The 16,700-nt window shown below is 51.6% G+C and carries 15 protein-coding genes; 14 read left to right on the top strand and 1 reads right to left on the bottom strand.

The features are described from left to right. Positions 1-83: 83 nt before the first annotated feature. Positions 84-959 (bottom strand): rhomboid family intramembrane serine protease, encoded by an 876-nt coding sequence (locus tag ACTQ1O_RS10420; protein ID WP_441487189.1) that lies wholly within the window; start codon positions 957-959, stop codon positions 84-86. Between the two features lie 272 nt (positions 960-1,231). Here ACTQ1O_RS10420 and ACTQ1O_RS10415 point away from each other — a divergent pair, with 272 nt between their 5' ends. From ACTQ1O_RS10415 to ACTQ1O_RS10350, 14 genes are all read left to right on the top strand, one after another. Further along, positions 1,232-2,488, top strand: coding sequence for an ROK family protein (locus ACTQ1O_RS10415; protein ID WP_441487188.1), 1,257 nt, complete (start codon positions 1,232-1,234; stop codon positions 2,486-2,488). 285 nt (positions 2,489-2,773) lie between these two features. Then, complete coding sequence (gene fsa / locus ACTQ1O_RS10410; protein WP_441487187.1) at positions 2,774-3,430, top strand: fructose-6-phosphate aldolase; 657 nt, start codon at positions 2,774-2,776, stop codon at positions 3,428-3,430. A gap of 342 nt (positions 3,431-3,772) precedes the next feature. After that, entirely contained in the window at positions 3,773-4,624 is an 852-nt protein-coding gene (locus ACTQ1O_RS10405) for a transketolase (RefSeq protein WP_441487186.1), read from the top strand. Beyond that, positions 4,612-5,550, top strand: coding sequence for a transketolase family protein (locus tag ACTQ1O_RS10400; RefSeq protein ID WP_441487185.1), 939 nt, complete (start codon positions 4,612-4,614; stop codon positions 5,548-5,550). The genes ACTQ1O_RS10405 and ACTQ1O_RS10400 overlap by 13 nt, the downstream gene beginning before the upstream one ends. Before the next feature lie 134 nt (positions 5,551-5,684). Next, positions 5,685-6,203, top strand: coding sequence for a YfcE family phosphodiesterase (locus ACTQ1O_RS10395; protein ID WP_441487184.1), 519 nt, complete (start codon positions 5,685-5,687; stop codon positions 6,201-6,203). Between the two features lie 386 nt (positions 6,204-6,589). Continuing rightward, entirely contained in the window at positions 6,590-7,381 is a 792-nt protein-coding gene (locus tag ACTQ1O_RS10390; protein WP_441487183.1) for a ZIP family metal transporter, read from the top strand. Between the two features lie 152 nt (positions 7,382-7,533). Further along, positions 7,534-8,295, top strand: a complete 762-nt coding sequence (locus ACTQ1O_RS10385; protein ID WP_441487182.1) for an alpha/beta hydrolase family protein — start codon at positions 7,534-7,536, stop codon at positions 8,293-8,295. A gap of 138 nt (positions 8,296-8,433) precedes the next feature. Further along, entirely contained in the window at positions 8,434-10,335 is a 1,902-nt protein-coding gene (locus ACTQ1O_RS10380) for a RyR domain-containing protein (protein ID WP_441487181.1), read from the top strand. A gap of 136 nt (positions 10,336-10,471) precedes the next feature. Then, entirely contained in the window at positions 10,472-11,380 is a 909-nt protein-coding gene (locus ACTQ1O_RS10375) for a hypothetical protein (protein ID WP_441487180.1), read from the top strand. A 39-nt stretch (positions 11,381-11,419) separates the two neighbouring features. Next, positions 11,420-12,055 carry a metallophosphoesterase gene (locus tag ACTQ1O_RS10370; protein ID WP_441487179.1) on the top strand — a complete coding sequence of 212 codons (636 nt, stop codon included), beginning with the start codon at positions 11,420-11,422 and terminating at the stop codon, positions 12,053-12,055. A 268-nt stretch (positions 12,056-12,323) separates the two neighbouring features. After that, positions 12,324-12,932 carry a hypothetical protein gene (locus ACTQ1O_RS10365; protein ID WP_441475504.1) on the top strand — a complete coding sequence of 203 codons (609 nt, stop codon included), beginning with the start codon at positions 12,324-12,326 and terminating at the stop codon, positions 12,930-12,932. A gap of 485 nt (positions 12,933-13,417) precedes the next feature. Continuing rightward, entirely contained in the window at positions 13,418-13,933 is a 516-nt protein-coding gene (locus tag ACTQ1O_RS10360) for a MarR family winged helix-turn-helix transcriptional regulator (RefSeq protein WP_441487178.1), read from the top strand. A 35-nt stretch (positions 13,934-13,968) separates the two neighbouring features. Beyond that, positions 13,969-15,309, top strand: a complete 1,341-nt coding sequence (locus ACTQ1O_RS10355; protein WP_441487177.1) for an MATE family efflux transporter — start codon at positions 13,969-13,971, stop codon at positions 15,307-15,309. A 458-nt stretch (positions 15,310-15,767) separates the two neighbouring features. Then, on the top strand, positions 15,768-16,595 hold the full coding sequence (locus tag ACTQ1O_RS10350; protein WP_441487176.1) for a nucleotide-binding protein: 828 nt from the start codon (positions 15,768-15,770) through the stop codon (positions 16,593-16,595). The last annotated feature ends 105 nt before the right edge of the window (positions 16,596-16,700 follow it).

Here is a 16,700-nt window from a genome sequence, read left to right as displayed (position 1 = left end):
GCCATTGAATTTTGAAAATCTGCGTCTTATTCTATACGCTTTTGGGTATATGAGTATTTCCAATTCAGGAGAAAAAAATATGATCAGATATTTCTCTGCAGGAAATCGGGCCTACCGTTTCGGTCGTTGTCCCGCAGAACCATGCCGAGGATAAAACCGGTGATCATGCCTCCCAGATGGGCCCAGGCATTGACACCCGCTCCGATATTCTGAAGGAACATAAAAACGGAAAAAATAATCATCAGCCAGGGATTCGCGCGGCGATTTGTCTTCTTTCTGTCTATGACCGCAGCCCCTGCATACGCGCCGATCAGTCCGAAAACGGCTCCGGATGCGCCGGCAGATATGCTGTAGTTTCCGGTGGAAAGGTCAACTGCAAGGCTGAGAAGGTTGCCGCCGATCCCGCTGACCAGGTACAGGATCAGGTAGCGGATTTTTCCATACTGCCGCTCCAGAGACCATCCGCAGTAAGTCAGCGAAATCATATTGGAAAAAATATGACTGAACCCGAAGTGGATAAACATGCTTGTAAACAGTCTCCACCACTCATGCTCCCCGATCATCAGCGGCGCATACTGCGCGCCTGCCTCAACGACTGCGTTGTCTCCATTGCTTCCTCCTGTCATTTCTTCAAACAGAAACACAAGCACATTCGCGAGAATCAGCAGAATTGTGATGACAGGAACTGTAGGACCGCGGCCGGACCGCCTTTTTCTCCCGAAAGTGCCAGAAGAAGAGACGGTATCGGGCTCGAAGGGCGAATTTTCCGGCGAATACCGGTCGCTATATGTACGGATACAGTGATCGATCAGATCACGTCCCCACCGTTCCGCTTCGTCCTGACTTCGGAAAAGTCCGGCCTGCAGCACGTTTTTCTGAGGATCCAGGACCTCACAGCGGATTCCTGCTACCTCATAATAAAATTTGAGTGAATAATCCCGGTATTTCTGTGTTTTCATCGAATCGTTTTCCTCCCAGATTTCTCTCATTGTACCACAACATGTTTGACCAGAGGATCGCTTCATCTGTTTTCTTCCTGTTGTTCTGCCAAAGACTCTTACTTCCCGTTCCTCTATGCGAGGCGGTATCCTGCGGGTACTTTCGGTGTATTTCATTTAGTTCCGTCTTATAAGTTATCCGGTTCCGTGCTATAATCAGATAAAAGGCGCTTGTCCGGGGACACATTCTGAACAGGAGACCGGACCCGGAGCGGCAGACATGAGGACGAGATATGAGTGTAGCTAGAACAGGCATGAATCAGACGAACATCCAGGACTTGAACAGGGAACTTCTTCTGAACTTTCTCCGAAGTGAGGGCGAGTGCGCAAGGATTACACTTGCAAAGCTTTCCGGATTGAAGCAGGCTACCGTGACCAACATTATCAATGACTTTATCCGGTGGGGAATTGTAAAAGAGGTCGGTTTTCTGACCGGGGAGAAGGGACGGCGTTCAATCGGCATTTCTCTGAATAAGGAGGAATATGGCGTCATCGGAATCCGGATCACCAGGAAGAACTACTCATTCGGTTTGTTCAACATTGCAGGAGAAGAGATTTTTTCTCGTATATCTGAGGACTTCACCGGTGTATCTGCAAAGGAGGTGTTCTCCCACCTGTTAAAATCAGTGGATCAATGCATTGGCGAGGCAGGGGGACGTAAGATCCTTGCAATCGGAGTCGCAATTCCGGGCCCCTATAACAGGGTAACCCGGAGAATTGAGCTTATGACGGGGGCATCCGGCTGGAATGAGGTCCCGATTGAGCAGGAACTGAAAAACAGGTACCATATTCCGATCTATATCGAACAGAACGCAAACGCTGCGGCTGTTGCGCAGTACTGGTATAATCGCGACAAACTGGACGATGATCTCCTTGTCTATGTCGCTGCGGGGCAGGGCATCGGTGCCGGCATCATCAGTGACGGAGAACTCGTCCGCGGCAGCATCGGCACCGCCGGAGAAATCGGACATACCTCCATCGATATGAATGGGCCAAAGTGCATCTGCGGCAACAGAGGATGCCTGGAGAATTACTGCTCATCCATTGCGTTTACGAGATTCCTCAATGAGCGGAGGCGCAGGCGCAATTCCTCCGGAGACAGTTCTTCCGGTTCGCCGGAAACAGACAGGGCGCTGACATTCCGGGAGGCAGCAGAACTGGTCCGTGAGGGAGATGAGGATGCCGTGGCGGTCTATCTGGAATGCTGCGACCGTCTGGCGGTCGGCGTCGTCAATATCATTAACAGCTTTAATCCGAAATACCTCATGCTGGGAGATGAAATGTCCCATGTGGCACCGGATCTGATGCTTCAGAGGGTGCGGCAGAGGGTGCGGGAGCGCACAATCCCGGCAATTTGCGGGAGTACAAGCATCAGTCTGTCTGTCGTTGAACATGACTCGATGGTGAATGGCGCAGCCATAGTTGCGATCACGGATATATTCCGCCATCCGTCGGATTTTTTCAGCAATGTGCAGAAGAAGGGAGAGTGATTCCTGGAAGCAATGCATACAGCACATGGAAGGCAAAATCGTGACGGCCCATGAGTATGAAGGACCAGTAATTTCCTTAAACAGCATACATGGACAGGTAAATTTATTACAGCACACCAGGACAGACGAATTTGATATTGACTTTATGCATTAATCGAATTAATCTATAAGTTGAGCGAAGAAAATTCCTGCGCCCGTTCGGACCGCTTCGCCCACCCGTTCATCGGGTTCAGTGTAAAATGTGATATTATTTATTCATCATTTATTTTAAGGAGGATCGCAATCATGAAATTCTTTATCGACACAGCAAATGTAGATGAAATCCGTGAGGCAAATGACATGGGAGTCATCTGCGGCGTTACCACAAACCCGTCTCTGATCGCGAAGGAAGGCCGCGACTACAAGACGGTTCTGAAGGAGATCACCACAATTGTTGACGGTGCGATCTCCGGAGAGGTCAAGGCTACCACAACCGATGCGGAGGGAATGATCAGGGAAGGCCGGGAGATTGCCGCAATCCATCCGAACATGGTTGTGAAGATCCCGATGACGGCAGAAGGCCTTAAGGCAATCAAGGTTCTTCACTCGGAAGGCATCAAGACGAACTGCACATTGATCTTTACGGCAAATCAGGCACTTCTTGCAGCAAGAGCAGGCGCGACATATGTATCTCCCTTCCTTGGACGTCTGGATGACATCAGCACAAGGGGCGTAGATCTGATCCGGGAGATATCCGATATCTTTGCTGTCGCCGAGGATATCGACACCCAGATCATTTGCGCATCGATCCGCAACCCCATGCATATTACGGATTGTGCACTCGCAGGAGCGGACATTGCAACCGTTCCATTCAAGGTAATCAAACAGATGATCCATCATCCACTTACGGATGAGGGAATTGTAAAATTCCAGAACGATTACAAGGCTGTCTTTGGAGAGTAAGCGGGCATGAGATATCGGGTGTCACGGACTATAATAAGCCGCGGATTCCCTCACATGCGGCGCCGTGATTATCCGGGCAATTGGGTCACGGTGCCGTTTTTTTACGCGAACAGTGAGCCGCAGCCGAATGCGAAGTATTCGTGTGCGGCGAGCGTCGCGATAGCGAGAAAAAACTCGCGCAGCGTGTTTTATCTCATTGCGAGAAACGACAGGCGCCTTGTCGCTGCCGGCCGATATTCCTTACAGTCACGCCGATATTCATTACAGTCACAGTGTATTTGAAATGGAAAACATCTTTGCCCATCCGCTGTCGCTGCCATCTGACATTTATTACAGGAGACAATGAAAGAAATGGAAAATCTGGAATTACAGAAAATCGCTAATGAAGTCCGCAAGGACATCGTAACCGCCGTACATTCCGCGAAATCCGGCCATCCGGGCGGGTCTCTCGGAGCGGCGGATATTTTTACCTATCTGTATTTTGAGGAACTGAAGAACATTGATCCGCACGATCCGAAGAAACCGGACCGTGACCGCTTTGTGCTTTCCAAGGGTCACTGTGCGCCGGGACTGTACTCCGTTCTGGCGGAGAGAGGCTATTTCCCGAAGGAGGATCTCGTCACCCTCCGTCATGTCGGCTCCTATCTGCAGGGGCATCCGAACATGAACGATACCCCTGGCGTGGACATGTCTACGGGATCGCTCGGACAGGGTGTCTCCGTTGCCTGCGGAATGGCGCTCGCCGCGAAGCTGGCCGGAGAGAGCTATCATGTATACACGCTGCTCGGAGACGGGGAGTGCGAAGAGGGTGAGGTCTGGGAGGCCGCGATGTTTGCGGGCGACAAGAAGCTGGACAATCTCACCGTAATTGTGGACTACAACAATCTCCAGATCGACGGAACCCTGGAGGAGGTCAATTCACCCCTTCCGCTCGACCGGAAGTTTAAGTCCTTCCGTTTTCATGTCATCTCCGTGGCAGACGGAAACGACTTTGATCAGCTCCGCGCCGCGTTCCGCGAGGCATCCGGGATCAAAGGCATGCCGACGGCGATCATCTGCAGAACCGTGAAAGGAAAAGGTGTCTCTTATATGGAGAACAACTGCGGCTGGCACGGCAAGGCACCAAACGACGAGGAGTACGCGGAGGCAATGGAAGAACTGAAGAAAGCAGGTGAAGCATTATGTCAGAAGTAAAGAAAATCGCCACCCGGGAGAGCTACGGAAACGCTCTGGTGGAGCTTGGAAAGAAGCACGACGACCTGGTGGTTCTGGACGCGGATCTTGCGGGAGCGACCAAGACGGGAATTTTTAAGAAGGCATTCCCGGAGCGCCATATCGACTGCGGAATTGCCGAGGGCAACATGATGGCCGTCGCGGCGGGACTGGCAGCTGCGGGAATGGTTCCGTTCGCAAGCAGCTTTGCCATGTTCGCGGCGGGACGCGCGTACGAGCAGGTCAGAAACTCCATCGGCTATCCCCACCTGAATGTAAAGATCGGCGCGACGCACGCGGGAATCTCCGTCGGAGAGGACGGAGCGTCCCACCAGTGCCTGGAGGATATCGCGCTGATGCGCGTGATCCCGGGGATGACCGTCATCGTTCCATCGGACGACATTGAGGCGCGGGCAGCTGTTGAGGCAGCATATGCGTACAAGGGACCGGTATATCTGCGGTTCGGACGCCTGGCGGTTCCGGTGATCAACGACAGACCGGACTACCATTTTGAAATCGGCAGGGGCATCACCCTTCGAGAGGGAAAGGATGTGACCATCGTCGCGACAGGACTGGAGGTGCAGTCGGCGCTTGAGGCCGCACAGAAGCTTGCGGCGGATGGCATCGATGCCGAGGTGATCAATATTCACACGATCAAGCCGCTGGATGAAGAGCTTATCCTTGCGTCCGCGAAGAAGACCGGGCGGGTTGTCACCGTGGAGGAACACTCTGTGATCGGAGGACTCGGCGGAGCGGTCTGCGAGGTACTTTCGGCGAAGACACCGGTTCCGGTGCTCCGGATCGGCGTCAACGATGTATTCGGCGAGTCCGGACCGGCTGTGGAGCTTCTTCACAAGTACCGTCTCGACGGAGAAGGTGTATATGGCCAGATCCGCGCGTGGCTTTGATGCGAAGCATGAGCTGACCGGCGCACGCAGGAAGATTGTCCCGGCAGTACCTGTGCGTGGGTCTGACACAAAGCCGGGCATTCAGTGAACTGTCAGAGAAACAGGATGACAGAAACATGTTGTGAGGAACGGACATGAACAAGACGAAGAATAAGGTCCTGATTTTTTCGGACAATCATGGAGATATTCTCACCATGAATCAGATCATAGAGGCGGAATGGCCGTTTGATGTACTCATACACTGTGGGGACGCGCAGTGCAGTCTCGATTTCGTTCTGAAGCATCGTGCACAGTTCCGTCTGCTCGCCGTAAGCGGAAACTGCGATTTCCGCTCTGCATTTCCGGAAGAACGTATTTCACAGGTGGGCGATCATACGATACTGATTGTTCATGGTCACCATCATTATGTAAATGACGACACAGACTTTTTGTCGGCAGCAGGTATCCGGAACTATTCGGATATCATCTGCTTCGGTCACACGCATGTTCCTCTGATCCGGAAAGAAAAAGGCGTTCTTCTGATCAACCCGGGCAGTCTGACCAGATCCAGACGATACGACAGGAGAGGGACCTATGCCGTCCTTCACACCGGAGGGCAGGAGGACGAAAAAGTTATCCTGAAACTCACGAACGGAGAGATCATTGACGGATAACGATGTAACTTTTTGATTGACTGCCTTATGCATGCGGCTTTTCTGATTTCGATGCTTTCCTTGTGGCATTTCGGTACTTTCCGGAAAGCCGTAAGGCAAAAAGCATCATCAGAGAGGCCGTTTTCTATTTTTTCCGGAGTGCCGCCTTCATCCATTCCCTGCATGCATCTTCTTCGTGTGTGTTATTCATTTATATCTCCGTGCGTGAAATTTATTTATACCTTGTGTGTGTCTGCGATTTCGTATAAGATGAAAGCGAACAGCCGTCTCGCGGCATGTCCGGTTTTCAAATTCAGAACCCGCTGTACCACCACATTCCACAACAATCATCACGCAACAATATCATTACGCAAAATATCACTACATAACAATATGGAGGATATCCGTTGAACACACAAACACTACAGGCCATTCAGGGCGTGCTGATACCGTTTGCCGGGACGGCTCTCGGATCCGGCTGCGTCCTTTTCATGAGAAAAGAACTGAGCAACCCGGTTCAGAGGATGCTGACCGGGTTTGCCGCCGGAGTTATGACAGCCGCATCCGTCTGGAGTCTTTTGATTCCTTCTATGGAGCAAAGCAGCTCATGGGGAAAGCTTGGATTCCTGCCGGCCGTCATCGGATTCTGGCTCGGAACACTATTTCTGCTGCTTCTGGACCATGTTATCCCACATCTTCACCTGAACGCAGAACAGGCCGAAGGCCCCAAAAGCCATCTCGCAAAAACAACCATGATGGTTTTTGCCGTTACGCTTCACAACATTCCGGAGGGAATGGCGGTCGGAATCGTCATCGCCGGATTTCTCACCGGATCTGCCGAGATAACGGCAGGAAGCGCACTCGCCTTATCCGTGGGAATAGCCATCCAGAATTTTCCGGAGGGGGCTATCATTTCCATGCCTCTGCACGCGCAGGGCAGGGGAAAGGGAAAGGCTTTTGCCGCGGGCGTTCTGTCAGGGGCAGTCGAACCGGTCGGCGCAGCACTCGTGATCGCCGCGTCCTCTGTTTTTGTCCCTGTCATGCCTTATCTGCTCAGCTTTGCAGCCGGAGCAATGATGTATGTGGTTGTGGAGGAGCTGATCCCCGAGATGTCCGCAGGCAGGCACTCCAATCTCGGAGTGATCATGTTTTCCCTGGGCTTCACTTTGATGATGGCACTTGATGTTGCACTGGGCTGAAAAGACAGGGAGATGATCGAGATCAATTTGGCACTGGGCTAAAAGGACAGGGAGATGATCGAGATCAATTTGGCACTGGGCTGAAAGGACAGAGAGATAATGGCGCCTGATGCGGCACTGGACTGACGAGACAGAAAGAAGTGGATACCGACATGGTTAAAAATTTTGACATCAATGAACAGAAATACAGCATCCGCTGCAAATACTACTGCGGAAAGGACCCGCATTCCGTGACGGATATTGTGATAGCCACATACGGGTTTGGGGGAAATAAGGATAACAGCGCGACCGAGAAATTCGCGGAGAGACTGATCTCGAAATACAGGCATTTCGGAGTTGTTGTCTTTGACTGGCCTGCCCACGGCGCGGATTCTCTGAACAGATTTCTTCCGGATGAATGCGTGACCTATTTTGATCTGGCCGTGAACTACGCCAGACAGGAAATGCACGCACAGAATCTGTATGCATACGGAACCAGCCTTGGCGGATACATCACGCTCCGTTATCTGACAGAGCACGGCGATCCCTTCCGGAAGATTGCTCTGCGCTGTCCCGCGATCAATCTCTATGATATCATGATGGCTGACATCACACCGGACGAGCAGACGAAACTGGACCGCGGAAAGGAGATCGTCAGAGGATATACACGAAAGATACGGCTTACCTCGGAATTTTTTGATCAGCTCCGCGCAGCCGATGTACGGAAGAGAGAATACTTCGATTTTGCCGATGACATGCTGATCCTCCAGGGCACAAAGGATGCGTTCATCCCCTTTGATACCGTCCGGGAGTTTGCGGAAGACAACGTCATTGAACTGATCCGCATGGAAAATGCAGATCATCCGTTCTCAGACCCCGGAATCATGGATCTCGCGATCTCAAAAATCATAGAGTTTTTTCACCCGGAGCAGTGAGTGTGCTTCGATGCCGGTTAAGATCGTGGAAGCAAAGACCACTTCCGGCGTTTTTGAAATATTCATCGCCGCCAGGTAAACGCAGGCGCCTTTTGGGGAGTCATACGCAGGGGCGGTGTAAAAGAAAGCAGGTAGTCTATGAGTATTCGACTGGAGGAAGAAAGTTTCGCACAGTACCGGCCGGGGCTGTCTCTGAACGCGGCATTTCCGGAAGACAAGGTCCCGCTTCTGCAGATGGAGCATCTGCGTCAGCTCGATTTTATGATCGGGCGCGGGCTCTCCTATGAAAATACGATCAATGCATTTTTTCAGCAGCTCTATCTGAATGAATCGATGCGTTCCCTGAAAGAGCGGCAGGACATGGTTGTTCTTCTGGACAATGAAGGCGCCCTTGTCCGCGACAGCGGAGTCTGGGCTTTCTTATTTACCCCGGGAACGACAGAAAACCAGACCCTCAGCCCGGAGACCCGGCTGTACCCTGTATATATCGATATGCTGAAGCAGGTGGAGGAGGGACGGATGGTCCGTATCTTTCTTCCGGTATACAGTGAACGCTCTCTCCTGATGGGAGCAAAGAAATACAGTATCCTCGATGAGTACGCAGCCCTTCACCGGGGCGGTTTTCTGACTGTGGCAAAGAACATCGTCGTAAACGGCCCGCAGGAGCTGTACCAGAATGTTCCGGTGCTTTCCTGCGGTGCGCTGAAGACTGTCGATGTATCTGAGATAGACAGCTACAGCACAATCCGTGCACTCATGCAGGACTATGCCTTCCAGTATGATCACCGGATGTCCGCCGCTCCGATTCAGCCTCTGTCCATCGCTGTATTCGGCGCTCCCGGTTCCGGAAAGTCCTTCGGTATCAAAGAGATCGCCGGGAGTGTCGGACGCTTTCGGATTGCAACAATCAACTGCTCCCAGTTCCGCACGACCGAGGCACTTTTTCTCGCTCTGCACCGGGAGCTTACAGAATCAGAGGACGGAAGCATCCCGCTGATCTTTTTTGATGAATTTGACTCCACCTTTGAGGGGACGGAGCGCGGATGGCTGAAATATTTCCTTGCGCCAATGCAGGATGGTGAATATACGCTCAAGAAAAAGACGATGACGATTGATGCGGCGGTCTTCGTGTTCGCGGGCGGAACCGCAGGATCATTCGCTGAGTTTCTGCCGCAGACCGAGGAAAGACGGGCGGAGTTCCGCAATCTGAAGGGACCGGATTTCGTAAGCCGACTAAAGGGCATGCTCGATATCAAGGGACCGAATCCTACGAGCCCGACCGACCGGACGAGCATCATTCGCAGAGCGCTGCTGTTCCGCAACCTGATCATCCGGAAATATCCCGCAATTTATGATGAGAATTCCGGACAGATCAATATCTCGCGAGGGCTTCTCTCAGCGCTTCTGCGGGTATCCGAATACCGTCACGGTTCCCGTTCGCTGGAATTTATCCTGGCAATGTCGAAGCTCTCCGGCGAGAAAAAATTCACCCCGGCATCTCTTCCTCCCAGTGAGCAGCTGGATATCCATCTCGATGTCCGTGATTTTCGTGACAAGATCATGTTCGAGCAGTTCATCGGCGCCGGAATGGAGGCGACCGCAAAAGCTCTCTACGAGATCGGCAATGAGGATGAGGCTGGAGGCGCTTCCGAACCGCCTCACTGGAATCTGGTCGGAGAGGACAGGAGAGAGAATTACCGCAGCATTATCCGCTTCGTGGGAGAGCATCTGATGGATCCCCGATCCAGAATCGGTATCCGTCACATCATCCCGGAGGCGCCGGATACACTGCAGGAGCCGGAGGGAGAAGATCTCCGGTATCTCTGCCAGCTGCTCCATGAGGGATGGAGGAAACAGATGATTTCCGCCGGCTGGCGCTATGACGAGGTGGAAGACCGCGAGCTGCTCCGCTCTCCCCGCCTCGCTGAGTATGAGAGCCTGTCGATCGATGCGCGAGATGCGATAGAAGGAATTCTGCTTCGTCACATACGGCACATCAACCGGATGGGATACGAATTTTTCCGCAAGTTTAAGCCGTAACAACAGATCATGACCGGGATCCACGGCATCTCTGCACAAATGGCTGCCTCATTACTTCAATGATCGGAAGAATTCGAGAAAGTGACGTATTTTTACGGCAGAACGATGCCGTTTCATCGCAGAAAGAGTGAATGGTATGAAAAACATCTGGAAAAAGACAAAGTATCTTCGTGAGAGAATCCGTCTTGACCGGAAAACCTTTCTTCTGTATACAGTGCTCCGTACCCTTGTCATTCTGACTGCCGTGCGCTGCTTCCTGACACAGAATTACGAAGGCTTTGCTCTCTGTCTACTGTCGCTGATTCTTTTCCTGCTTCCCTCATTTTTCGAGGAAAAGCTGAAGCTGGAAATACCGCCGCTTTTTGAGGGCATCATCTATCTCTTTATCTACGCGGCGGAAATTCTGGGCGAGGTAAATCATTATTATACGGCGATACCCGGATGGGACACGATGCTTCACACGCTGAACGGATTTCTGTGCGCGGCAATCGGTTTTTCTCTTGTTGATATCATGAACCGGAAGAGCCGGAGACTCAACCTCTCACCGCTGTATCTCGCCCTTGTCGCTTTCTGTTTCTCCATGACGATCGGCGTAATCTGGGAGTTCGTTGAATTTACCCTGGATCAGCTTTTTTTCCTGGATATGCAGAAGGATTTTGTGGTAAAGACCATCGGTTCCGTGACCCTGGATCCGACACACTCCCAGATACCGGTCAGGATCTCACATATAACAAAGACGATCATCGATACGGCGGACGGCAAGACGTACACCATCAACGGCGGTTATCTTGACATCGGAATCATCGATACCATGAAGGATCTTATCGTCAACTTCATCGGTGCGGCTGCCTTCAGCGTGATCGGATATTTCAGCGTAAAATACAGGGACCGCAACAGCGGTGTCAAGAATTTCGCAAATGATCTGATGCTTCGCACGCTTTCCGACGAGGAACTGCTCAAACAGCGTGAAGAGATCGATAAACGGCTAGCGGAATCGAAGGAAGAAAGAACAAACCTGAAGAACTCGCTGAAAACCAGGCTCTGACAGGAGAAATCGAGAATTTCTCCGGGAAGGAGGCTCCTCATGAAACGGTATATCTCAGATCAGCATTTCTACGATGATGATGTGATGCTGCAGCTCGATCACCGGCCGTTCCGGGACGTGAAGGAAATGAATGAGTATATGATCCGCCGCTGGAACGATTCGGTGAAAAATGATGATGAAATCTATGTCATCGGCGACATGTTCTCCTGGTCCGGAACCGGCCGCGACCCCGAAAAGCTGAATGCGGTGCTGCACCGGTTGAAGGGAAGAATCTATCTGATCATTGGCAACCATGATTTGAAGTGGTTTGACCGGCCTGACGTAGACAGCGGACGTTTCGAATGGATCCGCCATTACGCGGAAATCCGCGATACGGAGAGAAATGTCATCCTCAGCCATTATCCTATGCCCTTCTACGGCATGAATCATATGCGGGACAAAAACGGAAAGCTCAGGACCTTTATGCTCCACGGCCATGTCCACGATACCAGGGAGGCTGAGCTTCTCTATGACTTTGAGCGAAGGACTGCGCAGGTGACCGTCACAACAGCTGGCGGAAGAGCGGAGCCGGTGATCTGCAACCTTGTGAACTGCTTCTGCGGCTACTCTGATTACCGTCCCCTGACGCTCGATGAATGGATCCGCAGAAGAGCTGAACTTTTGCAGTTTTTCTGAGAATGGAAATTGTGCACTTTTTCTAAGAATGTGAAATATCTGTGTTCTTCTGTAAAAATCAAGGGGAATCTTTTCCTGAATTGCACCGCGAATTTTGGTGAATCATTTCGTGCCATCTGCGGTATAGTTAAAAGCGTAGTCAACAATCGCATTCATCTTTCGCGGGATGACGATAAGGATGTAATACGATGTTTCTGTCCAGCGCCCCGCATAGCGGACGTATACATGATTCAGCCGGGTTAAGCGGCCCGGAGAAAGAGGTACAGGTATGGAAACATTAATGGCAAACGCAAGAGACATGAGCAAGAAGGGAAGACAGCTGAGAAAACAGGGCTTCATCACCGGGTCAATTTCCGGTAAAAAGCTGGAACACTCCATCAGCCTTCAGATTCCCGAGAAGAATGTAAAGCAGTTCATGCTTCATCACACGGTCGGAAGTAAGGCTCTTGTGGATGTCGATGGCACAAAGTATATGACAATGATCAAGAGCGCTGACTTCAGCGTTCTGACCAATCATTTTATTGATATGACCTTCCAGCAGCTTCAGGCTGATGAAAAGGTAAAAGGTGAGGCCGAGATCATTCTGGAGAATGAGGACCGCGCAAACGGATTCATTACCAGCAACTGCAATGAAATTGAATATGAAGCATATCCGGCAGACATTGTCGATCATATTGTCATCAACGTTGCAGATTATCCGGTCAACACGGAGCTTCAGGTAAAGGATCTTGATATCGCGAAAAATGACAGAATCCACATCCTGACGCCGCTGGATACCAGCGTTCTTCATGTATCGGAGCATCGTCACATCAAGGCGGAGGATCGTGCGCTGCTTGAGGAAGAGGATGCAGACAGCACCGACACCAGCGCGTCCTGATCCGGTCTGCAGGATCCCCGGAGCGGGAAAGATCATTTCGCAGCAATTGAACAGATTGATCAGAAGAGCCGCAGCCTGCTGCGGCTCTTTTTCTATCGTTCGCTCATCAGCTGTTCTCCTGACTTTCAGTCATCGGCTTTTCACACCTCTCACAGAATACTACCATCACCCTTGTCCATGACAGAAGGTCCCGACCTCACATGTCCTCACCTCTGTTTCATTCTCTTCTGCAATCTATGCAGTACCGGTCTGTCCTTCTCTATTTTTCAGACCATCCTTCTCTATTTCTCAGTCCTTGACACATGTCCGATATCGGACTATAATTTAAATTATAAGTCCGATTTCGGACATGTTATTTACGCGAACAGTGAGCCGCAGCCGAATGCGAAGTATTCGTGTGCGGCGAGCGTCGCGATAGCGAGATAAAACTCGCGCAGCGTGTTTTATCTCGTTTTCCTTCTATTTTGCAGAGAGGATCCGCCGAAATGAACAGAGAGAAATCGCAAAATGATCTGCTGCTACAACAGCAGACAGAGCTGAACCGGATTGCCAAGGAGTACGATGAGTGCTATCGGAATCTGTCAAGAGTATATGGCATACCGGAGGGACAGCTTTGGACGCTTTATGAGATGCGGCTTCGCGGCGGCAGGATGGCGCAGGCCGACCTCGTGAACGCAACCTTTATGCCGAAGCAGACGATCAATTCCAGCATCAAGAAAATGGAGGCTCTGGGCCTCATCTCTCTGTCCCGGGAGGGGAGCGGCAGAAGGAAGACCGTCACTCTGACGGAGACAGGAGAGGCACTTGCCCGGAGAACCGCGGATCGGGTAATCTGTGCCGAGGCGTCGAGCCTCTGTAAGATGGAAGAGGAGGAGAGAGCGCAGCTGCTCAGGCTGTTTGGAAAATATATTTCCGGACTTCAGCAGTCGGTGAATGAGGAAAAAATGAACCATGGCCGGGATACAGACGGGTACGACTGCGACAGGAAGCGTTCTCCGTAACGAAAAGGCTAGCACGATTCTCAAGGAGGTTCCTGATGAAAACCAAAGCGATCCGTCTTTCGGATCATTTTACATACCGCAGACTGTTTCGTTTTACACTACCGCCCGTGATCATGATGGTCTTCACGTCCATTTACGGTGTCGTAGACGGATTATTTGTCTCAAATTATGCGGGAAAAACTGCTTTTGCTGCCATAAATCTGATCATGCCGTACCTGATGGTGATGGGGTCGTTAGGGTTCATGATCGGAACGGGTGGTTCCGCTCTTGTTTCCATGACAATGGGACAGGGCAGGAGACAGCGGGCAAATCAGCTGTTTTCCATGATGATCCTGTTTACGGTGATAACCGGCGCGCTCACTTCCATACTCGGTAATCTCGCCATGGAAAGGATGGCACTGTTCCTTGGCGCAACCGAGGAGATGATGCATGACTGTCTGGTCTACGGATGGATCGTGAACGGATTTAATCTGGCTTTCATGCTTCAGAATTTGTTCCAGAGCTTCTTTGTAACCGCAGAAAAGCCGAGGCTCGGGCTCTATGTTACGATTGCAGCCGGCCTCACTAATATGATCCTCGACGCGCTGCTCGTCGGCGTGTTCCGCATGGGTGTTGCGGGCGCCGCGTGGGCAACCGGCTTCAGTCAGGTTGTCGGAGGAGTTCTGCCTCTGTTCTATTTTGCCCGGGCGAATTCAAGCCGGCTCCGCCTCGAACCGGCGAAGCTTGAGCTTTCTCCGATTCTCAAAGCCTGCGGCAACGGATCTTCCGAGCTCATGAGCAACATATCCTCATCCATTGTAAGCATGCTCTATAATTTCCAGCTGATCAGGATGCTCGGCGAAGACGGAGTGTCCGCATACGGAGTGCTGATGTATGTCAGCTTCATTTTTGTCGCCATTGACATCGGATATTCGGTCGGCTCCGCCCCGATCGTCGGCTATCATTATGGCGCCGGCAATACAGACGAGCTGAAAAACATGCTCCGGAAAAGTTCAGTGATCATGGCAGTCACGGGCGTCCTGATGACTATCGCGGCCTTCCTTCTGGCAGATCCTGTCTCCAGGATTTTTGTCGGATATGATGCGGAACTGTATGCACTGACGGTACACGCATTCCGGATTTTCTGCCTTGGTTTCCTGCTGTCCGGATTTGACATTTACGCATCTTCCTTCTTCACCGCGCTGAACAATGGAAAGATCTCCGCCGCGATTTCTTTTCTGCGGACACTGGTTTTTCAGAGCGCCTGTGTTCTTCTGCTTCCGGGATTGCTCGGCGCGGACGGTATCTGGTGGGCGGTCACGGCGTCCAATGTATTTGCGTTTATCATATCTGTTCTGTTCCTGATCAGAAAGCGGGAGACGTACCACTATTTTTGACAGATGAATGTGTACTTTTTGGCGTGCATCCCTTTCCCCGGAAGGGGAAACAGAGTATACTGATTTATATCAGACTTGACTGCAAAGTTAACGTACCGTTTCCCGGAACTGTTCGCACAGTCGGTGAGGGAAACCGGCTTTTTCTGAGTGGGAAAGGGTCCGTGAAGAAGAAAGCCGGCCATTCTGTTTCTGAAAAACAGAATGGCCGGATGATGATCTGATCTTTTCAAGGTCCCTTTTGCGGGCCTTTTTTTATTTACGCGAACAGCGAGCCGCAGCCGAATGCGAAGTATTCGTGTGCGGCGAGCGTCGCGATAGCGAGATAAAACTCGCGCAGCGTGTTTTATCTCGTTGTCACTCATGCCCGGCGGAAAAAGCAGGAATTTCACATCCTGCACATGCCGTTGCACCACGGCCGGTATCCGGGGAATCGGTGATATAGTTTCCGGAGGTTTTATATGTTAAAAATCGCAGTTTACGGCAAAGGAGGTATCGGGAAATCCACGATGACCTCCAATCTGGCGGCAGCGTTTGCTGTTCTTGGCAGGAAGGTGATCCAGATCGGATGTGACCCGAAGGCGGATTCCACCTCGAATCTTCTGTCGGGGGAGCCGCTGATTCCCGTTATGAATTATCTGCGGGAGCATGAGGAGGATCCCTCAAGTCTTTCGGAGATTTCCCGAAAGGGATTCGGCAATGTTCTTTGTATCGAGACAGGTGGTCCGACCCCCGGACTCGGCTGTGCCGGAAGAGGAATCATTGCAACCTTCAACCTTCTGGATGAGCTGGAGCTCCTGGAAACGGAGAAGCCGGATGTGGTCCTCTTTGATGTCCTCGGTGACGTCGTGTGCGGGGGTTTTGCGGCTCCTATTCGGGAGGGATATGCGGATACGGTTCTTATTGTGACATCCGGGGAGAAGATGGCTCTCTATGCAGCTGACAACATTTCCACTGCGGTGAAAAATTTTGAGGACAGGGGATATGCTTCGGTCGGGGGAATCATCCTGAACCGGCGGAATGTTCCGGAGGAGGAGGAGCGGGTCCGTTCCTTTGCCGCAAAGAAGGGCATCGATATCATCGCGGATATCCCCAGGTCCGACCTGATCAATCAGGCGGAGGATCTCGGCAAGACCGTGATTGAGAAGTTTCCGGATTCGGAAATCGCCGGAAAATTTATGGATCTCGCCAGAAACCTTCTCTCCGGGGCAGCTCCGGATGTGGATTCGCAAGAAGCCGGGCAGGCTGAACGTTTTCATTTTTCCAGACTATATGACTGTAACTGCTGACCGATTCCCGGGAAGTCAGAAGATCCTGACCGGGGAACCTGATCATCCCTTGTCCCGCAAACGGAGCGGCTGCAAACGGTATACAGTCATGGGATTCTGCCTGCC

The sequence above is a fragment of the Bilifractor sp. LCP21S3_A7 genome (assembly GCF_052118825.1).
GTDB lineage: Bacteria > Bacillota > Clostridia > Lachnospirales > Lachnospiraceae > Bilifractor.
Note: the sequence above shows the minus strand (reverse complement) of the source record. Positions and strands in the feature narration are given on the sequence as shown.